Below are 22,926 nucleotides of genomic sequence, written 5' to 3'. Positions count from 1 at the left end.
AATTCTCCTGTCATCAGACCATTTTCCGGCGCAGTTTTTGTTCACGTCACGGTCAAAACGGATATTCTCCATCCACTTCGCTACTTGCGCATAACCGAATAGCTGCTTCGCCGCACCGAAAAATGATATATTGTTTTTCCATCTGTCATAAAGAAAGAACACGAACAAAAGAGCAGCCTTTTTCCTGCTCTTTTATTCGCTGAAATGCTTCGGCAATGTTTAGTTAAAGTATACCAGTTCGCTCTCCGGTTTCTTGGCCGGTTTGATTTCTTTTGCATACAGAACCGGGCCTTCGCCATCGTAAACCTTCATATAGCCCCATTTTACCGTTGCAGTCACGTCAACCCAGGAACCCATTACGAGAGATTTGGCGCTTGCGCATTTGCAGACATAGCCGATAAAAGAAGTATCATCTGCACAGCAGGTCATTGCCATACGACCCGGAACAAAGAAATCGGCTCCGACATCCTTGCTCTTTAATACCATACCGCGGAAATGAACAGTCTTGCCCTCGTAACGCTCCGGGTTGTCGCCCATATCGACATACCAGATCCCGTAATCGGCGTCATCAATCTCGATCACATCGGCATCGGTATCAAACGGCATCTGATCCTCAAAAATGTTGTCAATTTCGCCTTCTTCATTCTCAAACAGAACGTCGCATGCCTGATTGACTACTTTGATGCTGCGGCGGAATGCCGGAAGCGGATCTTCCGGACGGCAGCGGTTGAACATGACCATATCGGCATTTTTTGCCATCTCCATGAAGACGGATTTCATGTTCTGCATATAGATCTGGAAGCAGCTTGCGTCGACGGTCACGATCTCCTGTACGATGCCCCAACCGCGCGGCAGTTCCATTTCTTCGAGTTTTTTTACGCTCCAGAGCGGGTTGTATTCGAGAATGATTCGCTCCGGGCGGTATTTGCGGTTCAGTTTTTTCAGGTAATCCAGGGTAAACTGCTCTGGTCCTTCTACGATTTCCAGGACGGTGTTGTGTTTGAGCAGTTCTTTTTCGTCGTACTCTACTTCACCTTCTTCGGTTGTGATCAGAAGGGTTGGTCCGTCGATCTGGAAATAGTCCTGTGCTACGGTAAAATTGATAAAAGAGGTTTTTCCACTCTCCAGAAATCCTGTTATGAGATAAATCGGAATTTCTACTTCGTCTTCTTCGTACATTTTGTACCTCCGTTGTCTTTGACGTACTCCCGGAATCTTTCTGCACTTGCTTTTGCGGCTGAGATTCCGGGCGTGCCTTTTGCTTTGTCTCTAAATCAAGAAAAAAGCTGCCACATCGGATTTTGTTTCTGATGCGGCAGCTTCACTACAGTTCACAGGTACCCTGCGGACCGTAATTTTCGCAGCTACTTTGTATTTTTACAGTCCGAACAGCTCTGCCAGCTTATCTTCTGCTAATTTGGAACCGATGACACAGATTCTTCCGGTGAATTCCGGTGCTCCGTCACGTACTTCGTACTCTTCCGGAACCATATCGAAATAGATCCACTGTCCATCGGCGCCTGCTACCATACCTTTGGCACGAAGAACCATACCATAAGCGGTATCCTCGGAAAGTTTCTTTAAGATGCCTTCGATCTGCTCTTTGGTAAAGGTCTTCACAGTCTCCTGACCCCAGCTTGTGAAAACTTCGTCTGCGTGATGATGGTGATGATGATCATGACCGCATCCGCACTCGTCATCGTGGTGATGATGATGCTCATGGTCGTGATCATGGCCGCAGCAGCACTCGTCATCATGGTCGTGGTGATGATGCTCATGCTCCTCGTCGTGATCGTGGCCGCAGCAGCACTCGCCGTCATGGTCGTGATGATGATGTTCATGTTCGTCCTCATCATGATCGTGATGATGGTGCTCATGCTCCTCATCGTGGTCATGGCCGCAACAGCACTCGTCGTGGTCATGATGATGGTGATGATGTTCTTCCTCTTCTACCTGCGCAAGGTTGATGATGGCACCTTCCATCGTATCGAGTACTTTCTTACCACCCAGTACTTCAACCGGTGTGGTAATAATGTGTGCTTCCAGATTCAGTTCGCGGAGCATCTTTACTGCTGCCTCTACTTTTTCCGTATCGGCTTTATCGGTACGGCTCAGGATGATGGTTCCTGCGCTCTTTACCTGATTCTCGAAGAATTCGCCGAAGTTTCTGAGATACATTTTGCATTTCATAACGTCGACTACGGTTGTTGCGGAATTCAGGGCTACGCCTGCTTCTTTTTCTACGCCGTCTACCGCTTTGATGACGTCGGAGAGTTTACCTACGCCGGACGGCTCGATGATGATGCGGTCCGGGTGATATTTGGTGATAACGTCTTTTAATGCTGCGCCGAAGTCTCCCACAAGAGAGCAGCAGATGCAGCCGGAGTTCATTTCACGGATTTCGATACCGGCATCTTTTAAGAAGCCTCCGTCGATTCCGATTTCACCGAATTCGTTCTCGATCAGGACAACCTGCTGGCCTTTCAGTGCGTCTCCGAGGAGTTTTTTGATCAGGGTTGTTTTTCCTGCGCCCAGGAAACCTGAAATAATGTCTATTCTTGTCATTGATTTAACCTCTTTATCTTGTTGATTCCGTTTATAGTTATCTGCAAAAGGGCCGAAGTTTATCCTCCGCCCCACACTCACGCTTATTATAGCAACCATAGAACAAAAAATCAAGAGAATTTCCCTTGCTTTTTCTGCATTTCACCATTATAATATATTACATGTCTTTTCTACTTTAACGCGTTGAATGGGCAAATCATTTTACCTATGAATGGGGGATTTTTTTATGAGTGGAACGAAAGAAAAAAAACTCAATCTGCCACAGTCACTGCTTTTGCTGCTGCTGATCATCGTATCCGTCGCAGTCTGTATCCGCCTGAAAACCGGCGGTCCTATGATCGGCCTGTTTGCAAGCTGGATTTTTATCTATCTGTTTTGTAAAATTTTCGGTATTTCTTACGCCAAAATTGTTGCCGGCGCATACGATGCCATCCGTATGGTCGTCCCGACGCTCTGCCTTCTGATGGCCATCGGTGTCATGATCGGCACCTGGCTGCAGAGTGGCACCATTGCCACCATCATTTCCTGGGGCTTAAAAATGATTAACCCGTCCTGGCTGCTGCCTCTGACGCTGCTGTTCTGCTCCATTTTGAGTATTGTAACCGGTACTTCCTATGGTTCCGCCGGAAGCGCAGGTGTTGCCATGATGGCGATCGGAAACGCCATGGGTATCCATCCTGGCATGGTAGCCGGTGCTGTCATCTGCGGTGCCATGTTCGGTGACAAATTAAGTCCTCTTTCCGATACCACAAACCTTGCTCCGGCCGTTGCAGATGCCAAACTTGGCGATCATATCCGCTCGATGCTCTGGACCACCCTTCCAACGTATGTGATTACCTTAATTCTTTTTACTATTCTCGGTTTCCAGCAGACCAGCGGAAGCTATACCGAGGGAAGCATTACCGTTTACATCGATGCTTTAAACGGTGAATTCCAGCTCGGATGGATTACCATGATCCCTGCCATCCTGATTATTGTATTGCTCCTCTGCAAAGTAAATGCAATCTCTGCACTTGGTCTTTCCAGCTTCGCTGCCGGATTTGTTTCCTATTTTGTGCAGCACGATACTCTGCAGGGCATCATCCGCACAGCTTACAACGGTTACACAACCACAATCGAAGAACCGGTATTACAATCCATCTTAAACCGCGGCGGCATGGGAAGCATGCTCCAGTACGTAGCCATTATCTGCTTTGCTGTCGGCATGGGCGGCATGCTGGAAAAACTCGGTGTACTGGATCACATTCTTCAGGCGATTGTAAAGAGAATCAACAGCGATGGAAGTATGATCCTGGCAACGATGATTGTCGGTTACGTGACCAGCCTCATCAGCTGCTCCCAGCCGATGGCACACGTTCTGACCGGCCGTCTGATGGCACCTGTCTTTCAAGAGCGCAAGGTTGCACCGGAAATTCTTTCCCGCTGCCTCGAAGACTCCGGAACTATGGCTGGTCCTATGATTCCATGGCATGGCTACGGCGTATACATGGCCGGCACACTTGGTGTTGCATGGTCGGCATTTTTCCCGTACTTATTCCTGCTTTACCTGACCCCGGTTTTCAGTATTTTCTATGGATTTACCGGAATTTCCATTAAGCATCTTCCGGAAACCAAAAACAATGAATCAAAAGAAGAGAAATAAGGCAAAAGCAGAAATCGTAACAGAAAATCATAAACAGAAACAGAAACAAAAAAAGAAAAGGAAAAGAGAAAGAATGCAGACAAAACTTGTTCTTCTCGGAACCGGCACACCAAATGCGTGTCCGAATGCCAACGGACCTTCCTCCGCTGTCGTGGTCGGTGACCGTGCTTATCTGGTAGATTTTGGCCCTGGCGTTGTCCGCCAGGCCTCAGCCGCCTATTTTAACGGCGTGGATGCCCTGCGGCCGGATCTTCTGACCGTTGCCTTCTGTACGCACCTTCACACAGACCATACCGCAGGGTACCCGGATCTGATTTTTACTCCGTGGGTGCTGGAGCGCCCGGTTCCATTGAAAGTTTTCGGGCCAAAGGGCTTACAGCACATGACCGATCATATCTTACAGGCCTATGAAACCGACATTGATTTCCGAATTCACGGTTTCGAAAAAGCAAACGAATCCGGCTACCGCGTTGAGGTAACAGAAATTGAATCCGGCATTGTCTACCGGGATGACCTGGTTACGGTGGAGGCTTTTCCGGTCAGCCACGGAACACTGGAATGCTACGGCTATAAATTCACCACACCGGACCGCACAATCGTCATCACCGGCGATACCGCTCCGCTGGATCTCGTGGCAGAAAAATCGAAAGGCTGTGATATCCTGCTGCACGAAGTGGAATACGCCGCCGGAATCTCCTGCCGCGAACCAAAATGGCAGAAATACCACCGGGAAGTGCATACGTTAAGCACGGATCTTGCCGGTGTTGCAAAAAAGGCAAATCCGAAACTGCTCGTTACGTATCACCGGATTTACCATATGAATGTACAGGATAACCACAAAAACCTTGCCGCCGAGATGGCATGGCGCGATGCCGCGATTCTGGATGAAATCCGGGATGCAGGGTATGACGGATATGTCGTGAACGGAAAAGACCTGGATGTATTTTAAAATACGGGGCAGCGTACCAATTCTGGTTTACGAATTGGTACGCTGCCCCGTTCGTTTTGGGATGAGCCCGGAGACGCTTTCTATTTTCATTTACCCGACTGGCAGATTCTTCCATACTCTGCGTTATTTCAAACTGTTTTTTCTTTGACATTAACCTCCTCAGAACGTATAATCATAGTATTACAACTCTGGCAAAACAGCAGGATTTTCTGCTGTTTGTCGTTACAGGAACCTGATCCGCAGACGGCTTGCACAGTCTGCCTTTCGTTTGCGTTCCAGAAAGGATGTTTTATATGGCAGCTACTACTGCGAAACCCGTAAAAAGCGCCGGTAAAATTCCCGGCAGTACCTTGAAAATCATTGCGATGGTCTGTATGCTGATCGACCACACTGCAGCTGTACTTTTCGACCGAATCCTGATTTCCCGTGGTCTTCTGGATGCGGTGAACGCTTCGGACGGAGGCGCATCATTTCTCTCCACAGGAAACACAGCTGTGATTTATTACGCGGACATGATTATGCGTGCCATCGGACGAATCAGTTTTCCAATTTTCTGTTTTCTGTTAATTGAGGGATTTCTACATACACATGATGTGAAAAAGTATGCTCTGAATCTTGGTATTTTCGCACTGGTTTCAGAAGTTCCGTTTGACCTTGCATTTGCGGGAAAACCGTTTTATCTGAATTATCAGAATGTATTTTTCACTCTGTTTATCGGCCTTGTGATGATGATTTTCCTGCAGAAGATTGATGAAAAAACGCATCAGGACGGTACAAACTGGCGGGGAGCCAACTGGAAAGTTTCCATTGGAAAACTGCTGGTGATCGTAGCGGCATGCACTGTTGCTACACTGCTGAAAACCGATTACAGTGCGATGGGAATTCTGACGATTGTTCTGATGTATAACCTGCGTAACAATAAGATGTATTGTATTGGAATTGGCTGCGCCGTACTTACGCTGCTGAGCCTGAATGAAATCACCTGTTTTCTGGCGATGATCCCGGTGCATTTTTATAACGGAAAACGAGGATTGAATCTGAAGTATCCGTTTTATGCGTTTTATCCGGTGCATCTGCTGGTGCTGTTTGCGATTGCGGCGGTACTGGGGATGGCGGGGGTTGCGGTTGTTTAAAAAACGGACACCCGGAAGTGCACCTGCGCCGCCTGGGACTGTGCCCTGGGGCACAGTCCCAGACGACACAGACGCACTTCCGGGCTGACATTGAGGCGGGCGGTGGGGAGGTCTGGATTTGCTGCGCAAATCGACGTGAGATTCTACTTAATATACTTCTTAACTTCCAACGGATACCCCAAAAGCTCTTCGCTGCGAATCACTTCAAAATTCTCCGGTTGAAAATCTTTGCGTAACGTCACAGTGTTCAGGCAATGATATCCCAATCTATGATAGAGTTTCATCGCTCCAAAATTTCGCGCAGCTACCTCAAGATAGACAGATTCAGAATACTTTTTTATCTCGGCTTCGACCAGCGCAATCGCATGACTTCCGTATCCGTTTCCCTGGTATTCCGGAAGTACGAAAAGATCTTCGATCCAGTCAACTTCCGCCCCGCGGCTTCCGAGATGCACAAATCCAATGGGGATCTCTTCTTTTAAGATAAAATAAAACACATGCCCTTTGTCTGTCCAGGCAGCAAGATTCTCCGCGGCCTCTTCGTCGGTTATAACATAATCACCATGAGCCAGCCAAAAGCCTCGAATCAGCTCTTTTGCAAGTTGTGCTTCGTTTTCATATTTCTGTAAAGCTATAATTTCATTCATTTTTTCATCTCCCTTGTTTTTTTAACCGAATCAAGTAAGTTCCAACCCCCTGCTTATTGCTTCGCGCAATGGAAGCAGGTGACTTGCTTGATTCGGGTCAAAGCGGATATTCGCAATCCGCTTCGCTACTTGCTCATAACCGAATAGCTGCTTCGCAGCTTATCAGAAGTGGCTTGTACCACTCCTGATACAAGCAAGTCCCCACCCACTGCTTATTACTTTTCGCAATGGAAGCAGGGGACTTGTTTGATTCGGTTAAACTATGATATACTCAAATCATCATGATACCAGGCTCAAAAAGCTAATGCAAGCTCGCTTGCAAGAGGATTTTTGAACTCTTGACCTGTCAAAAACATGACGAGGAGTGCAATGATATGAAAAAAGCGACAAATTTGATATCCTTTCTGATTTTAATGATGGTACTGGTCGGCTGTAGCAAAGAAACGGTCCATATCGACTTTCCTTTTGAAGTTGGAGATGTTGAAAATGTCGAAATGTACCACTATGCGGGAGCACCGGTATCAGCAGAAAAGAAAATGGTCGTTGCAAAAACTGATATAACAGACTTGTATCATATGTTTGAAAACTTATCATTGACAGACAAACAAGTCGAGGAAATCACAGGCGCAGATGTGACCAGTTTTCGATTTAACCTTTCGGATGGGACAAACTACGAACTGGTTTATGTCTGCAATGGAGTCAAGAATGGAAAGCTGAAATCTTCCACGGGCAATTTTGAATACTTCACAAGTTCAGATATCGGCTCATATTGGTCGAATATGGATCTTGAATCAGTTTCGGTGAAAGAAAGTGAATTGCCGAAGTGGCATAACTGATTCAGCCTCGAAGGACTCCCTGTCATACGCGCTGGGGTGTTTTTATATATGATTCATCTCGTTTCCGTTTCTCATAAATCGCTTCCATCCATTCCAGCACATCCTCTTTGTTCTGCTGAAACGGTTCGCTGTGGCTCAGGAGAAAATACGGCGCACGCACGTTTTTCAGAACTCGGATTTCTGCCAGCAGGCGCTCGGCATTATAAACGGTCTGTCCGTTTTTCTGCGTCGCATATGCCGCATCCCCGAGAAAGCACCACGTCTCATCCACTTCCAATGCAAGCGATCCTTTGGCATGACTCGATGGAATCGGAAATAAATGTAACCGCACGTCACCGTCCTGAAACCACGTATCTTCTTCTATCACAGTTCCTGTTTTTGTATAACGAAACGTATTTTTCCCCTGGTAAACCGCTTCGCACGAAATCTCCGACAGATTCCCAATATGGTCGGGATGAAAATGGGATAAAATCACCCGAATTTTTTTTCCTGTCTGTTCTGACTTTTCCTGCAGAATTTCTGAAACCGCAGGATGATTTCCCACGTCATATACCCAGAAAAATGCATCACCCTCGATGATCACAACATTTGCCGAAAGTGGATGTTCTGTCGGTGTAAGATAGGAAATGTGATCGTTGATTGTCTGGATGTGCGGAATCTGTATCGGCTCTTTTCTTTCTTCTTTCATCAAATCAACACCTCTTTTCCTTCGAACACAAAACACAATGACCGACAGATTTAAGAAATCTCTTTCGTTCTCTGCCGGTCATGATATTAATGAAAATTAGTAGCTATCTTATTTTAGAAGCTGAACACCGCCACACCATACGCCGGAAGTGCATATGCAATCCGATATGGCTGGCCATCGCATTCTCCCTCTTTGGCACGGTAGGCTACCTGGCGTTTTTCGGTCGGGCCGCCGTATTTCATATCGGAGCTGTCGAGTATCAGGCGGTACTGTTTTTTGCGCGGTACGCCACACATATAATCCGGACGCTCGACCGGTGTGAAATTGCAGACGAACAACAGGTTGTTTTTTCCTGTCGGTGACCAGCGGACGAAGCTGTAAATGCTGCGGTCGCCGTCGTTGGCATTGATCCACTGGAAGCCTTCGTAGCCGCAGTCGTTCGCGTAGAGTGCCGGGTACTTGCGGTACATTTTCAGCAGGTCACTGAAGAAGGTCTGCAGATGCTGATGCCCCTCATCTGCCAGCAGGAACCAGTCGATCTCGCGTTCCTCGCTCCACTCGCGGAGCTGTCCGAAATCCTGTCCCATGAACAGAAGTTTTTTGCCCGGGTGCCCGAACATGAAAGCATAGCCTACCATCAGGTTCTGGAATTTTTCCTTCAGATCGCCCGGCATTTTGTTGATCATCGAGCATTTCAAGTGGACAACCTCATCGTGCGAGAGCACCAGAATGTAGTTCTCGGAAAATGCATAGGTCATGCCGAAGGTCATCTTGTTATGGTTGTATTTGCGGAAGTATGGATCGAGCTTCATGTAATCGAGGAAGTCATGCATCCATCCCATGTTCCATTTGTAGGAGAAATGCAGGCCGCCGTCCTCTACGCTTCCCGTTACCTTCGGCCACGTTGTGGACTCCTCGGCAATCATGATGACACCTTTGTTTCGTCCGCGCACCAGGGTATTCAGGTGTTTGAAGAACTCGACGGCTTCAAGATTTTCATTTCCGCCGTTCTTGTTCGGCACCCACTGGCCCGGCTCTTTTCCGTAGTCGAGATACAGCATCGAAGCAACAGCATCGACACGGAGACCGTCTACGTGGTACTCTTCTACCCAGTAAAGCGCATTTGCCAGCATAAAGTTTTTCACTTCATTTTTGCCGTAATCAAAGATCTTCGTTCCCCACTCCGGGTGCTCGCCCTTTCTCGGGTCGGCGTACTCATACAGCGGCTGGCCATCAAAATCAGCAAGGCCGTGCGCATCTTTCGGGAAGTGTGCCGGTACCCAGTCCAGAATAACACCGATTTTATTTTTATGCAGATAATCAACAAGATATTTAAACTCTTTCGGTGTTCCGTAGCGGGAGGTCGGTGCGTAATAGCCCGTTACCTGATAGCCCCAGGAACCGTCAAACGGATGCTCTGCAATTCCCATCAGCTCTACGTGGGTATAGCCCATTTTTTTTACGTAATCGGCAAGCGAATGTGCGAACTGAACGTAATTGTAAAATCCGTCCGGGTTGGATTCGGACCACGGATGTTTCATCCAGGAGCCCGGGTGCACTTCGTAGATGGAGAGCGCGGATTTCTGAACGTCAAATTTTTTGCGGTTCGTCAGCCATTCGCTGTCACCCCAGCGGTAGCCTTCGATTTCCGCTACTTTTGACGCGGTACCCGGCCGTTTTTCGGATGCAAATGCGTATGGATCTGCTTTGTACAGTTCTCTTCCGTCCGGTGTGCGGATGTAATATTTATACATCATTCCCTCGGTCACGCCCGGAATGAACACTTCATAAACGCCGTCCTCGCCGACTTTCCGCATCACATTGGCATGGGCATCCCAGCCGTTGAATTCGCCGATGACAGATACTTCCGCCGCATGCGGAGCCCATACGGTGAACCAGGCTCCTACTTTGCCGTCTTTTTTGTCCAGGTGCGCACCCATTTTCCGGAAAATATCGTAATGGGTTGCCTGACCAAACAAATACTGATCCAGTTCAGAAAATCTTGGCTGATAGCCCGCCGGTTTTTTTGGCGCTTTTCTGGTTTTTGCTGTTGTTTTTGCAGTTTCCTTCATAGAAAAAATCCCCTTTATGATTCTTTTTCAATCAGAACACAGCCGCACGGAGGTACTTCAACAAAAAGTTTTCCATTTTCCGGAGAAATGGCTTCTCCGGTTACCGCGTTTTTCCATGTTCCGTCGCAAGATGCAGGAATCCAGACTCCCGCACTCTGGTTTTCATCATTATTTACTGCTGTGATCAGAGCGTCTGTCTCATCCAGGCGTGCAAAGGCATACTGGCGGTTGGTCAGCATGAGTTCGCGGTATCTTCCCGTTCGTGCTGCAGGATGTTTTTTTCTGACGTCTGATAATGTTTTGATCCATGCCGGAAGTTTTTCTGCCGGCGGATTTTTCTCCAGTTCTTCCAGATTCAGCGCCGGACGCAGCGGATCGTCGTTTCCGCCTTCTTTTCTTCCCTCGATGCCGAATTCCGATCCGTAATAGATGGACGGGATGCCCGGCAGGAAGTACAGCAGCGCATAAATTGGAATCATGTTTTCTTTTACGTTCAGCTTGCTGGCCAGACGGTCTACGTCGTGGTTGTCAACGAAGCTGTACAGTTTCTTTCCTTTGTAAATGCCGCCGTTTTCGTCAAATTCGCGGCGGATCGTATGTGCAATTTCGAAGTAGTTATGATCGTTATGTCCCGAATAAAGTCCTTTGTGAAGCTCGTAGTTTGTGACACTGTGCAGCAGATGCTGGCCGTCTCCGATGTAGCGCGCATAGTCGCCGTGGATGACTTCGCCCATCAGCCAGAAATCCTGTTTTTTGGCGGATGTGCGTGCGCGCATCTGCTCCATGAAGCCGAAATCCAGGCAGTCGGCGCAGTCGAGACGGATGCCGTCGATGTCGAATTCGTCGATCCAGAAGTCGATGACATCAAGGAGATAGTCGCGGACCTGCTGGTTCTGGAGATTCAGGTTGACGAGTTCGAAGCAGTTTCTCCATGCTTCGTAGGAGAATCCGTCGTTATAGCAGGTGTTTCCGCCGAACCAGATTCCTTTGTACCATCCGCAGTACGGGGACTGTTCTCTTTTTTCCTGAATGTCGCGGAAGGCAAAGAATTCGCGGCCGGTGTGGTTGAAGACACCGTCTACGACGACTTTGATGCCGAGTTCGTGGGCTTTTTTTACGTATGCGGCAAAGTCCGCGTTGTCGCCTAAGCGGCGGTCTACCTGTTTGTAATCTTTTGTGTCGTATCCATGTGTGGTTGATTCAAACAAGGGGCCGATATAGATTGCGGTACAACCGAGATCTGCGATGTGCGGAAGCCACTGTTCCAGTGTGGAAAAGCGGTGTACGGTTTCTTCCGATTCATTTTTCCTCGGCGCACCGGTCAGTCCGATCGGATAGATGTGATAAAATTCTGCCTCTTCATACCATGGTGCCATTTTGTTTGTCCTCCTTGTTTTTGGGTTATGAGTAAATTCCATACATGAACTGGTGTACCAGACGGTAGACTTCTTCGTCCCGGACGACGAGGTTGGAAAGATCGGATTGATCTCCTGCTGTCATCATCAGGTAGTGCATCAGGATTCCGGAGAAGCCTACGGCGAATTGTTCCTGACGGCCGTTCATGTTGCCGAGTTCGGCGCTGGCGTTGTCGAAGACGTCGACGCACAGGTGATAGAACCGGTCAATCATGGGGTATACGGTGCGGAAGCCTTCGCTTTTTCTTCCGGAATAGAACAGTGCCATCATCAGCATATGAAATTTCGGGTCTTCGGAGGCTCCGTTGAAGAAGGCACGCGCGATGCGGTACAGTTTTTCGGGGATGTTTTTCCCGGTTTCGGAGGCTTCGATGAGTTTTTGTTCCATGGGCTGAAAGTGCTCGTTTAGCAGGGCTTCGAGGAGGCCTTGTTTGCTGCCGAAGTAATAGTACAGGGTTGGTTTGGATACTCCGGCGGAGTCTACGATCTGCTGAACACCGACGGCGTCGTACCCGCTTTCGTAGAAGAGGGTCAGAGCTGAGTTCATGATTAGCTGACGATTGTCCATTTTGAATCCTCTTTGTTGCGGAAGGGACGCTCTCTGGAGTTCGCCTGGCCGCGGTGTGTTTGGGTGGTTGTTTGTTACGTGTGAGTTGGCATTTGTTTTGGTTTAAAATGCTTTTGTTGATTTTGTATTTAAGAAGTCTGCTTTTGTGTGTGATGGTCGAATTGCGTGAGTTTTTGGCAATTTTGACGAATTTTGTTGGATTTTGCAGGTTTCTTATGTGTGTTTCTGTTATCATTATACCAATCGGTATATAAAAAGTCAATGCGAAATATATAATGGATGAAAATAGATGCATAGAAAAAGAACCGGCGGGGAAATCTTTAGTTTAGTTCTCAGATTTTTCTGTCGGTTCTTTTCTTATTTTCCGATACTGTTTTTATACGAACTGAACCTCACATGACTAAAGTCACGTGCTTCAGACCGCTTTAGGCGGCAGACAAAATATCAGCGGATACGCCTGTTTCTTAGATCTTGCGCGGATACGCGCTTCTTCCCTGCAAGATTCTGAACCTTTCTGTCAGTTCTGTTTGCTTTCGCGATATTATATTGTTTTCCAAGTAACTCATTCACCATGTCCATCAGCTCTCTTTCGTCTGCATAGTTCTTTCGTCCTTGAAGCTATAAAGTGCACAGTCCTTTTCTCCATCTGCTTTCACAGACTTCTCAGATACTACGACTGTGTCGGACTTCCTGCCATTCATTTGGATTCCTGACGCATTTCTTTGTTTTGGTTTCCATACCTTTTTTTCAGGAAATGACAGGATCTCAGCTGTTCCGATAACATACTTATCATCAACCTCGCCAAGTTCTCAGACTGGGGGCCGCCGTTATGTCCTCGCCATATCGGACATAATCCTCCTTCTGCATTTTTTTGCATTTTCTCTTTTTGTTCTCCAATTGCTGTTTTCCTTCAGATGCCGTATAATGGAAACAGCATTTTTCAAATTCAAATTAAGGAGAACATAAACTGATGATACGATTTAATAATGACTACAATCACGGTGCGCACCCGGAGATTCTGGAGGCGCTGGGGGCTATTAATGGGAACAGTTATGGTGGATATGGGGAGGATGAATGGTGTGAGAAGGCTGCGGAGCTGATTCGGGAGAAGATTCATTGTGCGGATGCGGCGGTTCATTTTTTTCCGGGGGCGACGCAGGCGAATTTTATTGTGACGGCGGCAGCGCTTTCGCCGGTGCAGAGTGTGATTGCGGCGGATACCGGACATATTAACTGCCATGAGGCGGCTTCGATTGAAAATACCGGGCATAAGATTCTGGAGCTGCCGAATACGGATGGTAAAATTTCGGCGGAACAGATTGCGGCGTGTGCGGCGGCTTATTATGAAGGCGGTGAGCCGGAGTATCTGACGGAGCCGAAGATGGTATATCTTTCATTTCCGACTGAGCAGGGAACGCTGTATTCGCTGCAGGAGCTGACGAAGATTCACGAGGTCTGCCGGAAGTATGATATGTATCTGTTTGTGGACGGGGCACGGCTTGGATACGGGCTTGGATCAGAGAAGAATGATGTTTCTCTCGAGGATCTCGCTGCTCTCACAGATGTTTTCTATTTCGGCGGAACGAAATGCGGTGCGCTGTTTGGTGAGGCCGTTGTGCTTACAGCTGACTCGCTGAAAAAGCGGTTCAAAGCCTACATGAAACAGAACGGCGCTGTCCTCGCAAAGGGATGGCTGCTCGGACTGCAGTTCCACTGCCTGCTGGGGCATGATCTTTATTTTACTGCGACACGCCGCGCCGATGAACTTGCCATGAAACTCCGCAAAGCATTTGCGGCGCAGGGGATTCCATTCTGGGTGGAGAGTTTTACGAATCAGCAGTTTGTGATTCTCACCGATGCGCAGAAGGAAACTCTGGAAAAACGCTATATTTTCGAGCCAATGGGGAAATCCGCGGACGGCGGAAATATTGCGCGGTTCTGCACCAGCTGGGCAACGACGGAAGAGGAAGTGCAGACACTGATTGATGACCTCAAAGCTTTATAATTTTTGTCCAAAACGGCATTCTGCAAACACCGGCGATCTCTAAATCTGCTTTGCAAATTCAAAGAAAAAGCTGTACCGGTGTGCCACGAAAATGCAGATTTTGCCTTGTTTTACTCCGAGAAAGGAATCTTTATGTCTCATAAAATTGGTATTACCGCCTGCTCCAACCCCATGCATCCTTCCTTTTCCGTCGATCTGGCGCGTCTCTGTCAGATTCTGCGGGAGCTGGGCTTCGATCCTGTTTTAAGCCCCTGCCTCTACGACAACGGTTCCGGCTTTTCCGGCACGGGCGCGGAGCGGGCGGATGCGTTTATGAACCTTTACTGTGACCCAGAAATCACGGATATTTTTGATGTTTCCGGCGGCGATATGGCGAATGAAGTTCTGCCGTATCTGGATTTTTCTGTCATCGCCGCCTCCAGCAAGCGCTTCTGGGGATACAGTGATCTCACGACGATTGTCAATGCTGTCACGACTGCGACTGGAAATGAGTCGATGCTGTATCAGGTTCGAAATCTGCTGTACGACCACAGCGCCGAACAGATCACTCTGTTCCAAAACGCTTTTTCCGGGCAGTCTCCCAGCCTCTTCGACCTCCCTTGCACATTTCTGCAGGGCGATCACATGGAAGGTGTGATGATCGGCGGAAATATCCGCTGTTTTCTGAAGCTCGCCGGAACGGATTTTCAGCCGGATTTCCGCGGAAAAATCCTGCTCCTCGAAGCCATGGGCGGCGGCGTTCCGCAGATGGTTACGTTTCTGTCCCAGCTGAAAATGATGCATGCCTTTGAACAGATCAATGGTATTCTCCTCGGAACATTTTCCCAGATGGAACGCGACCAGCTGACGCCGGATATGCCGCAGCTTGTCCGCCAGGCGGCCGGACCGGATCTCCCGATTGCAAGGACTCCGTATATCGGCCACGGCACGGATGCACATGCCGCCGTGATCGGCAAATTTTATCAGATTTCTTCTGACTGATATACATCCGCGTAGCGCACGCCGAACTCCTCTGCGTCTGCATGGCGTTCCATATAGATATCAATGTGGCCGTACGGCGTGCCGCGGTCCTCGACCGTGTAAATTTTTCCGCCGATATTCAGCTTCGTTCCAAACGGCAGAACGCCGGTTGCAATGGTCCGGCCCTGCACCGGCATTTTTCCGGATGCGGTCGGGCCGCCCGCCCAGCGGCCACAGCAGACGGCGCAGTTGCAGTAAGCGGTCAGTTTAAAATTGCCGAGATATTTTCCCGAAGCGCTTTCCAACCGATCACCTGCGGTACTGTTTTCTGCACTTGTATTCTGCACATTTTCTGCTCCCGCCTTCTGTTTTCCACCATTCCCGTTTTCTGTTGTCTGGTTATCCACAGAGTTTCCTTCTTTTCTCCCATTATCCACATCTCCCGTTTCTATTTTGCTCTCACGCATTTCCTTCGAAATCACCCGCACAGCAAATTCTGTCGATTTCTCATAGTTAAAATCTGAAATCAGAATCCCCGTCGCCTCGCTTCCAGCGTGGATTACTTTTCCATCACCGAGATAAATCATGACATGGTAAATAAACCCGCTCTCCCGCTGGTAAAACAGCAGATCACCAGGCTTTGCCTCCTGCACCGGAATGCGTGTTCCAGCTTTCGCCTGCTGGCGTGAGGTTCTCGGAAGGGTATACCCGAAATTAGCAAAAATCTGCTGGGCAAAGCCGGAACAGTCGCAGCCGTTTGTAAGACTCGTCCCGCCCCAGACGTACGGATTTCCCAGGAATTTTTTCGCGTACTGCAGGATCTCGCCGCGCGCTTCGTCAGAAGAAAGAAGTGTTCTCGTCGTTGCATATGTATAGGTGTACGCCTTATTATTCCATGGCTTCACCCACATTTCCGCCATGGGAAAACTTTCCTCCTGCCAACGGTTTACCTCTTTTTCAGCCTCTTCTCCGCGCAGGAGATACCGCGCGCAGACAAATCCACGGACATCGCCGGATTCCACATAAACCCAGTCAGAATCCGTATCCGCTAAAATATAACAGAGGCTTCCCTTCGGCAGGATTCCGACGATTTTCTGATTTGTGCCTTTTCCTTCGCGGACGTGAAGCCAGGAATTCACATCGGCGATAGCATATGTTTTTTCAACCGTATGAAACAGCCACGGCATACGGGAAATCGTGACTTTTTCAGCTTCTGCCGCCTGCCACTCACTGTAGCTTTCCCGCGTGCGCTCAGCTTCCTGCTCTGCCGAAAAGACGGGTTCAGCCTCGGCGGCTGGCGGTTCCGCAGACTGTGATAAATCAGAATCCGAAGAGACTTCTGCCGTCTTGTCCCCACCAGTTGCATCATCACTTCCTGCAGATCCGTTTTCTTCCTCCGGCGGTTCCATCTGCTCCCCATCTCCGCCGCCGATTTCTTCCTGCCCCGGCCATGGATCGTTGGAAATATCTTCCCCTTCGCCCGGCCACGATCCATCCATTTCACTGTTTCCCGGTGTTTCCGTCATGTCTCCCTGATCTCCCGGTTCTGGATTTTCCGGCTCCTCTGGCTCTGTCTCGCCTGCCTCTCCCGGTTCTGCATTTTCCGGCCCCTCTGGCTCTGTCTCGCCCGTTTTTCCCGGTTCCGTCATTCCTGCATTCTCTCCGCCGTCAGGCTCCTGCGGTTCCGGTTCCTCCGGGACTGTCTCATCTTCTTTTCCCTCGGATCCACTTTCCTCTTCCATCTCATCATTCTGCGTACCTTCCGGTTCTGTCACCTCTTCCGCTTCCGCAGGTGCCTCCTCCGCCGCATCTTCCTCCACGCAAAAAGAAGCAGCCCCAACGGCTGCTTCCCCTGCAATCTCAATTCCAATCTGTCCCGGATCGGCCGTTTCCTCTTCTGCTGCATAAACGGCTGTCGGGTTTCCCAGTGTCACTGCGAGCGCACCGATCATCGCGGCGCGCACCAGCTCGGCGCATTTGTCGCCCATCATTGTTTTATCAACCATTTTCGCTTTCTCCTATTCAATTTGTCCGGCCAGACGGAATTGATCCGAACAAATAAAACAGAAGAAACACCTCTGGTATCGCTTCCTATTCCTCTGCTCGAAACAGTCTGACCGCATTTTTTTCTGTCGTCTCAATGACTTCTTCTTCCGAAATTCCCTTGAGTTCTGCGATCTCCTGCACAACGTACGGCAGATACAGAGATGAATTTCGTTTTCCCCGGTACGGAACCGGTGCCAGATACGGACTGTCTGTTTCCAGCAGAATGCGCTCCATCGGAGCCATCTGAACCACTTCTTTGATCTTCTTTGCATTTTTGAACGTCACCACGCCGCCAATGCCAAGATAAAATCCCATTTTCAGGTATTCCTCTGCCATCTCCACAGAGTAGGAAAAACAATGAATGACGCCGCCGATCTCCTCCGATTTTTCTTCTTTCATGACGCGGAGCGTATCGGCCGCCGCCTCCCTGCTGTGAATAATCATCGGAAGTTTTTCTTCCCGAGCAAGCGCAATCTGACGGCGGAACCAGTATTCCTGCTTCTCGTGATTCTCCTTGTCCCAGTAATAGTCAAGGCCAATCTCACCGACCGCGACCGCCTTTTCCATGCGGCAGAGTTCCCGCATCCGCGCCATCACGTCCTCGTTCAGATCGCCCACCTCATCCGGGTGAAGGCCGAACGCGCCGTAGATGAACGGATACGCTTCCATCAGTTTTCTTGTATTTTCCAGTGATTCCAGATTTGCCGAGACATTGATGATACGCCCGATTCCGTTTTCCTGCATCGAGGAAAGCAGCTCTGCGCGGTCTTCATCAAATTTCTCATCGTCATAATGTGCATGTGTTTCAAATATCATATCCGAATTTCTCCTTAAAAAAACGAAACAGAAACGGAAGAAAGCTCTGCATAGCCTTCCCCTGTTTCCGTTTCCACGTTTATCCATCCTATCGTTCGTTGTTTTCGTAAAAGTAAAGTGCGCCGCTGCGCCTGTGCTTATTATAACGCATTCATTTTTCCCGCGTCAACCAGGAAACGAAAAAAAGTCACTCTTCAACATGATCACCGCCGCGCCGCAATCTCATCCAACAGGCAGCCCGCCACTTCGTCTTTCCCCATCAGCGGAAGCTCCCTGATGCCGTCCTTTGTGATCAGCGTCACCACATTCGTCGCCACACCGAAGCCGGCACCCTCTGTCTTCAGATTGTTCGCCGCGATCATGTCGAGATGCTTCTTCTCCAGCTTCGCGCGCGAGTTTTCCACCATATTCTCCGTTTCCATCGAAAATCCGCACACAAACAGACCCGGATGACGGTTCTTTTCCACCCATCCCAGAATATCATCGGTGCGCTCCAGCGGAATACTCATGTCGCCGTCTTGCTTTTTGATCTTCTGATCCGCCACCGTCACAGGCCGGTAATCAGCAACCGCGGCCGCCTTAATCAGAATATCCGTCTCCGGCAATGTCTCCCGCACCGCCTCCAGCATGTCCTTCGCCGTCGTCACCGGTCGCATCGCAACGCCTGGAACCGGGGCTAATGAAACCGGGCCGGAAATCAGCGTCACCTGCGCGCCGCGGAGCATCGCCTCCCGCGCTATCGCGTATCCCATGCGGCCGCTGCTGTGGTTCGTCAGATACCGCACCGGATCGAGGGATTCCTGCGTCGGGCCTGCAGTCACGGTGACACGCACACCAGCGAGCGTCTTTTCGCGGGCAAGCTCCATCGCGATATAATCGAGCAGCACCTCCGGGTCCGGCAGTTTTCCTTTTCCGACGTCCTTGCACGCCAGCATTCCCACGGTCGGCTCGATGATGCCGAAACCGTATTTTTTCAGCGTCGCCAGATTATCCTGCGTAATCGGATTTTCCAGCATTGCCGTATTCATCGCCGGAGAGACCAGCTTTTTGCACTTCGCTGCGAGCACCACCGTTGTCAGCATATCATCTGCAATGCCGTGTGCCATTTTTGCAATCACATTGGCGGTAGCCGGAGCAATCAGAATCAGATCTGCTGCTTTTGCCAGTGAAATATGCGCCACCTCATATTTAAAATCACGCGCAAACGTATCGACCACGCAGCGGTTGTTGGTCAGCGTCTCGAACGTCAGCGGGGTGATGAACTGCGTCGCGTTTTCGGTCATGATGACATGCACGTCTGCTCCGGCTTTCCGAAGACCGCTCGCCACATTTGCCATTTTATAGGCGGCAATTCCGCCTGTCACACCAAGTACAACACATTTTCCGTCAAGATTTTCCATTGTAACTCCGTTCTGCTGCCTCGAAGCAACTTTTTTCCTATGATAGTTTTAAGTATAGCAGACAGAAAAACAGATTACAACCAATCCTGTTTGCCATTGATGCAAAAAGGCTTTATAATAAAAGGACAAAAGAGCTCTACTTTTAAAATAATCGCGAGGTATTTTTATGATTTTAGCCATTGATATCGGGAACACAACCGTTACGCTCGGCGGCGTCCGGACCGCACCGCAGCAAGCGTATTCCCTCGAATTCACAGCCCGGATTGACATCAACCACACCTGGTCTGCCAGCCAGTATGAATCTGCGATCGAGCAGCTTTTTGAAGACAAGAATCTTTCCCCGTCCGACTTTCGGGGCGTCATCATTTCCAGCGTTGTTCCGTCGGTTCTGACGCTTCTGCAGGAATGTGTCCGTAATCTGTTCGGCACAGAACCGCTGCTCGTCACATCCGAAAGTGATCTCGGCATGACATTTTCCATCCCGGAACCGGAAAAAGTAGGCCGCGACCGCCTCGTTGATGCAGCCTGGGCCGCCGCACATTATCCGCTGCCGGTCATCACCGTGGATCTTGGAACAGCGACGACCTTCAATGTCATCCGGGAAAACAGCGTCTTCTGCGGCGGCGCCATCGCACCGGGACTCGATATGGGACTTGGCGCCCTCTCCGAGCGGACCGCCCAGCTCCCGCGGCTCGACCTCCAGATCCCGAAACGCATCATTGGCAGAAACACCGAAGAATGCATTCTCTCCGGCACCATCGTCGGCATGGCCGCGATGCTCGACGGAATGGTCCAGCGCATCGAAGCCGAACTCGGCTCCCCCGCCACCCTCATCCTCACCGGCGGCGCGGCACGCTTCGTCGAACCGCTCGTTTTACATCCTCATATCTATGACCCGAACCTTCTGCTGAAAGGGCTGGCGTTCCTGTGTGAGCGGAATTGTGCAAATTAAAATCGTACTTCCAAATATTCATCAGACTTTTTCATTCTGCATGACGTTAAAAAGCGTGTCTGTTCTCCAGGCACGCTTTTCTCTATTTTTCTATGGAATCGCAACCCTTCTTTGTGTTGCCTCTCCGCTTTTCAGTTTTTCCTGATTCTCCTCTTTCAGGTTTAAAATACACGGGCGAATCACCTCTCTTCCAAAACAGACATTCCGGGAACCTTCCAAAAGTTGAATTTTCTCTTTTCAGTATATCATAAATTTTTCCGGGACACACTCTTTTCCTTCTCCCTATGCACGGAAAAACTCCCGGCACTGCCGGGAGTTTATGACTTTCTTATTTCATAGTAACTATTCAGAACCCCATCTCGATTCCGCTTGCGCTGCATCTCGATGTTGCTTCTCGCCATATGAAATTCCAGAAAACCGTTCATTCATGCAAGCATGATTCACGATTTTCTTCCATTTCGCATGGCTCTGAATAGTTACATTTCATATTACTTTTTCACCTGCTCATATACCAGTCCCGGATAAGCTTCGAGGCTGACACCGTTTTTTTCAAACATTGGAAATGCTTCTGCGCCGGATGCGCATACGGCGGTTGCCATGCTTGCTTGTTCGGTGTAGTTCTCCCAGTTGTCGGTGGTAAGGCCAGGCTGGTATGCTTCCCAGGCGGTTTCGTATTCGGTGCTCTTATCGGAAGGAATCGCATCTTTCAGGCTCTCGCCGGACCAGACGGAAAGCTGATCTGCTTTTTTGTAAGTGTATTCCGGGAGCTGATCGTCGCCCAGCGACTGGTACAGCTCGTAGCGGGTAATGGAGTCTTTGGAACTTCCGTAGGATTTTTCCATCTCTTTTTTCACGGTATCCATATCGGCATCATCCGGGTAGGTGATGTCTACTTCGCACAATACCGGTTTTCCCGTCGCTCCGGTCTGATCGAGGTTGATAAACTGAAACATGACTCTGGAAGTTTGCTCGCCGAAAACAGTGGCTTCTGTATCTACTGCGATCGCGGCTGCACTTTCGGTCTCAGAGAAAATTTCCACCTGATCCCGATCTAAATTCCAGTCGGCAAGCACTTCATCCACTGTTTTTCCCCATCCGGTATCCGGCGGCGTAATTTCCTTGCTGCTCTCTTTCGCTCCCTGACATCCAGTCAGCAACAGAGCACACATTGCAAAAATACCTGCTAATTTTTTATTCATACACCTGCATCTCCTTTCCGCTTTGTTATTTTTTTCACATACTTTTTTTGTTAGCCCTATACTACCATATATTCTTCTGAAAATCTATGACGTTTGGTGAAAATTTTCTTACATTTTTCTTATGCATTCGATTTAAATCAAAGAAAAAGCAACAACATCCCTTATAGAAATTCTCTACCGCTAGTGAACCTCACATGACTAAAGTCACGTGCTTCCGGCCGCTTTAGGCGGCAGACAAAATATCGGCGGATACGCCTGTTTCTTAGATCTTGCGCGGATACGCGCTTCTTCCATGCCGGATACGGCAGGTCTCCACATAACAGGTAGTCCACGGTATATCTGCCTGTGTTTATGCTGCTTTTCGCAGTTCCATTTCTGAAATTAAGTCTCTCAAATCCGCATAAACACATGAGGTTCTACGCTTTACTGCAGGAACTTTTGCCTCCAGCAAAGACCTTTCCGTTGCCGGTAAGGGTTTTAAAATTTCACGGATAAAATATCTTGCTCCAATATTGTACGATGCAGATAAATCACAATTATATCTCTTTCCATTCTGAAAGGTACACAGACGGTGATCCTGTATATCACGGTCAATTTTTCCAGATCCGTCAAACGCAAGCCTGCTCGTATTCCATGCACAGATTCGGGAAATCCGTATTCCTTTTCTATGTGCCTGCTGTCCGCATCGTTTCTGGATATCCCGTTTTCTCCACATCTGCAGTTTCTGCTTTTTCTTCCCGGAAAGTTTTCCTTTCATCTCCAGATATTCGAAAACAATCACATCTGCCCTATTTTCTGATGCATAGAAAACGATTTCCCTGGCAATCTTTTTACCAAGTTCTGTATTCAGACGTTTTGCATATGCCCATCTTCCCTGCACCTGGCGGGATCCATGCTCTCTCTGAAATCTTCGGATCCGTCCCAGCACACGGTACATCCGGTCTTTGTCACTGGGAAAGTTAATAAACTTTCTCCCCAGGATAGTTCCGTCTGGACGCATGATGGTACAGACTGCATCCGTATTGATGCCGAG

General features: G+C 49.0%; 18 protein-coding genes and 1 pseudogene. 7 read left to right on the top strand and 12 right to left on the bottom strand.

Annotated elements, in window-relative coordinates:
* Positions 1–219 precede the first annotated feature (219 nt).
* Positions 220–1,179: a TIGR03943 family putative permease subunit gene (locus DWX32_RS14090; protein WP_055225753.1), complete on the bottom strand. Its 960-nt coding sequence runs from the start codon at positions 1,177–1,179 to the stop codon at positions 220–222.
* A gap of 198 nt (positions 1,180–1,377) precedes the next feature.
* Entirely contained in the window at positions 1,378–2,565 is a 1,188-nt protein-coding gene (locus DWX32_RS14085; RefSeq protein WP_118660349.1) for a CobW family GTP-binding protein, read from the bottom strand.
* A 226-nt stretch (positions 2,566–2,791) separates the two neighbouring features.
* Between DWX32_RS14085 and nhaC the strand changes: the two genes are divergently transcribed.
* The 3 genes from nhaC (at position 2,792) to DWX32_RS14070 (ending at position 6,289) form a co-directional block, all read left to right on the top strand.
* Positions 2,792–4,207 (top strand): Na+/H+ antiporter NhaC, encoded by a 1,416-nt coding sequence (gene nhaC, locus DWX32_RS14080; protein WP_118660347.1) that lies wholly within the window; start codon positions 2,792–2,794, stop codon positions 4,205–4,207.
* Positions 4,208–4,280: 73 nt separating this feature from the next.
* Positions 4,281–5,156: an MBL fold metallo-hydrolase gene (locus DWX32_RS14075; protein ID WP_117510903.1), complete on the top strand. Its 876-nt coding sequence runs from the start codon at positions 4,281–4,283 to the stop codon at positions 5,154–5,156.
* A gap of 293 nt (positions 5,157–5,449) precedes the next feature.
* Entirely contained in the window at positions 5,450–6,289 is an 840-nt protein-coding gene (locus DWX32_RS14070) for a TraX family protein (RefSeq protein WP_022462626.1), read from the top strand.
* Between the two features lie 143 nt (positions 6,290–6,432).
* On the opposite strand, the gene DWX32_RS14065 is transcribed toward DWX32_RS14070, so the two are convergent.
* Complete coding sequence (locus DWX32_RS14065; RefSeq protein ID WP_117761329.1) at positions 6,433–6,936, bottom strand: GNAT family N-acetyltransferase; 504 nt, start codon at positions 6,934–6,936, stop codon at positions 6,433–6,435.
* Between the two features lie 374 nt (positions 6,937–7,310).
* Between DWX32_RS14065 and DWX32_RS14060 the strand changes: the two genes are divergently transcribed.
* The gene (locus tag DWX32_RS14060; protein WP_118660345.1) at positions 7,311–7,772 is read left to right on the top strand and encodes a hypothetical protein; all 462 of its coding nucleotides are present in this window, start codon (positions 7,311–7,313) and stop codon (positions 7,770–7,772) included.
* 22 nt (positions 7,773–7,794) lie between these two features.
* Here the strand turns inward: DWX32_RS14060 and DWX32_RS14055 are convergent, their stop codons facing one another.
* The 4 genes from DWX32_RS14055 to DWX32_RS14040 all read right to left on the bottom strand — a co-directional run bounded on the left by DWX32_RS14055 (position 7,795) and on the right by DWX32_RS14040 (position 12,494).
* Positions 7,795–8,460, bottom strand: coding sequence for an MBL fold metallo-hydrolase (locus DWX32_RS14055; RefSeq protein ID WP_243037600.1), 666 nt, complete (start codon positions 8,458–8,460; stop codon positions 7,795–7,797).
* A gap of 113 nt (positions 8,461–8,573) precedes the next feature.
* Positions 8,574–10,532 carry a 1,4-alpha-glucan branching protein GlgB gene (gene glgB / locus DWX32_RS14050; protein WP_118660343.1) on the bottom strand — a complete coding sequence of 653 codons (1,959 nt, stop codon included), beginning with the start codon at positions 10,530–10,532 and terminating at the stop codon, positions 8,574–8,576.
* Between the two features lie 14 nt (positions 10,533–10,546).
* Positions 10,547–11,908, bottom strand: a complete 1,362-nt coding sequence (locus tag DWX32_RS14045) for an alpha-amylase family glycosyl hydrolase (RefSeq protein ID WP_117510881.1) — start codon at positions 11,906–11,908, stop codon at positions 10,547–10,549.
* 25 nt (positions 11,909–11,933) lie between these two features.
* On the bottom strand, positions 11,934–12,494 hold the full coding sequence (locus DWX32_RS14040) for a TetR/AcrR family transcriptional regulator (protein ID WP_226906355.1): 561 nt from the start codon (positions 12,492–12,494) through the stop codon (positions 11,934–11,936).
* 991 nt (positions 12,495–13,485) lie between these two features.
* Between DWX32_RS14040 and DWX32_RS14025 the strand changes: the two genes are divergently transcribed.
* Together DWX32_RS14025 and DWX32_RS14020 are read left to right on the top strand one after the other, a co-directional pair.
* Complete coding sequence (locus DWX32_RS14025) at positions 13,486–14,520, top strand: threonine aldolase family protein (protein WP_055225768.1); 1,035 nt, start codon at positions 13,486–13,488, stop codon at positions 14,518–14,520.
* A gap of 132 nt (positions 14,521–14,652) precedes the next feature.
* A complete protein-coding gene (locus DWX32_RS14020) occupies positions 14,653–15,501 on the top strand; it encodes an LD-carboxypeptidase (RefSeq protein WP_118660341.1) in 849 nt (282 codons plus the stop codon).
* Here the strand turns inward: DWX32_RS14020 and DWX32_RS14015 are convergent.
* The 3 genes from DWX32_RS14015 to coaBC all read right to left on the bottom strand — a co-directional run bounded on the left by DWX32_RS14015 (position 15,483) and on the right by coaBC (position 19,742).
* The gene (locus DWX32_RS14015) at positions 15,483–17,486 is read right to left on the bottom strand and encodes an NlpC/P60 family protein (protein ID WP_118660339.1); all 2,004 of its coding nucleotides are present in this window, start codon (positions 17,484–17,486) and stop codon (positions 15,483–15,485) included. The genes DWX32_RS14020 and DWX32_RS14015 overlap by 19 nt on opposite strands.
* A gap of 85 nt (positions 17,487–17,571) precedes the next feature.
* Positions 17,572–18,342 carry a TatD family hydrolase gene (locus DWX32_RS14010; RefSeq protein WP_022461123.1) on the bottom strand — a complete coding sequence of 257 codons (771 nt, stop codon included), beginning with the start codon at positions 18,340–18,342 and terminating at the stop codon, positions 17,572–17,574.
* Positions 18,343–18,545: 203 nt separating this feature from the next.
* Positions 18,546–19,742, bottom strand: coding sequence for a bifunctional phosphopantothenoylcysteine decarboxylase/phosphopantothenate--cysteine ligase CoaBC (coaBC, locus tag DWX32_RS14005; RefSeq protein WP_118660337.1), 1,197 nt, complete (start codon positions 19,740–19,742; stop codon positions 18,546–18,548).
* A 166-nt stretch (positions 19,743–19,908) separates the two neighbouring features.
* On the opposite strand from coaBC, the gene DWX32_RS14000 reads away from it, so the two are divergent.
* Positions 19,909–20,694 (top strand): type III pantothenate kinase, encoded by a 786-nt coding sequence (locus DWX32_RS14000; protein ID WP_055220943.1) that lies wholly within the window; start codon positions 19,909–19,911, stop codon positions 20,692–20,694.
* A gap of 488 nt (positions 20,695–21,182) precedes the next feature.
* On the opposite strand, the gene DWX32_RS13995 is transcribed toward DWX32_RS14000, so the two are convergent.
* Both DWX32_RS13995 and DWX32_RS20215 read right to left on the bottom strand, forming a co-directional pair.
* Positions 21,183–21,893, bottom strand: coding sequence for a hypothetical protein (locus DWX32_RS13995; protein WP_118660335.1), 711 nt, complete (start codon positions 21,891–21,893; stop codon positions 21,183–21,185).
* 349 nt (positions 21,894–22,242) lie between these two features.
* Positions 22,243–22,926: pseudogene (locus DWX32_RS20215) on the bottom strand (IS200/IS605 family accessory protein TnpB-related protein); the annotation flags it as partial.

The sequence above is a fragment of the Blautia sp. AF19-13LB genome, assembly GCF_003479105.1.
Taxonomy (GTDB): Bacteria; Bacillota; Clostridia; order Lachnospirales; family Lachnospiraceae; genus Fusicatenibacter; species Fusicatenibacter saccharivorans.
Note: the sequence above shows the minus strand (reverse complement) of the source record. Positions and strands in the feature narration are given on the sequence as shown.

Coding starts and splice junctions, on each gene's coding strand:
- DWX32_RS14015 (WP_118660339.1), bottom strand. CDS start 17,486: ATGGTTGATAAAACAATGATGGGCGACAAATGCGCCGAGCTGGTGCGC.
- nhaC (WP_118660347.1), top strand. CDS start 2,792: ATGAGTGGAACGAAAGAAAAAAAACTCAATCTGCCACAGTCACTGCTT.
- coaBC (WP_118660337.1), bottom strand. CDS start 19,742: ATGGAAAATCTTGACGGAAAATGTGTTGTACTTGGTGTGACAGGCGGA.
- DWX32_RS14090 (WP_055225753.1), bottom strand. CDS start 1,179: ATGTACGAAGAAGACGAAGTAGAAATTCCGATTTATCTCATAACAGGA.
- DWX32_RS13995 (WP_118660335.1), bottom strand. CDS start 21,893: ATGAATAAAAAATTAGCAGGTATTTTTGCAATGTGTGCTCTGTTGCTG.
- DWX32_RS14070 (WP_022462626.1), top strand. CDS start 5,450: ATGGCAGCTACTACTGCGAAACCCGTAAAAAGCGCCGGTAAAATTCCC.
- DWX32_RS14085 (WP_118660349.1), bottom strand. CDS start 2,565: ATGACAAGAATAGACATTATTTCAGGTTTCCTGGGCGCAGGAAAAACA.
- DWX32_RS14025 (WP_055225768.1), top strand. CDS start 13,486: ATGATACGATTTAATAATGACTACAATCACGGTGCGCACCCGGAGATT.
- DWX32_RS14045 (WP_117510881.1), bottom strand. CDS start 11,908: ATGGCACCATGGTATGAAGAGGCAGAATTTTATCACATCTATCCGATC.
- DWX32_RS14040 (WP_226906355.1), bottom strand. CDS start 12,494: ATGAACTCAGCTCTGACCCTCTTCTACGAAAGCGGGTACGACGCCGTC.
- DWX32_RS14060 (WP_118660345.1), top strand. CDS start 7,311: ATGAAAAAAGCGACAAATTTGATATCCTTTCTGATTTTAATGATGGTA.
- DWX32_RS14000 (WP_055220943.1), top strand. CDS start 19,909: ATGATTTTAGCCATTGATATCGGGAACACAACCGTTACGCTCGGCGGC.
- DWX32_RS14075 (WP_117510903.1), top strand. CDS start 4,281: ATGCAGACAAAACTTGTTCTTCTCGGAACCGGCACACCAAATGCGTGT.
- DWX32_RS14065 (WP_117761329.1), bottom strand. CDS start 6,936: ATGAATGAAATTATAGCTTTACAGAAATATGAAAACGAAGCACAACTT.
- DWX32_RS14010 (WP_022461123.1), bottom strand. CDS start 18,342: ATGATATTTGAAACACATGCACATTATGACGATGAGAAATTTGATGAA.
- DWX32_RS14020 (WP_118660341.1), top strand. CDS start 14,653: ATGTCTCATAAAATTGGTATTACCGCCTGCTCCAACCCCATGCATCCT.
- DWX32_RS14055 (WP_243037600.1), bottom strand. CDS start 8,460: ATGAAAGAAGAAAGAAAAGAGCCGATACAGATTCCGCACATCCAGACA.
- glgB (WP_118660343.1), bottom strand. CDS start 10,532: ATGAAGGAAACTGCAAAAACAACAGCAAAAACCAGAAAAGCGCCAAAA.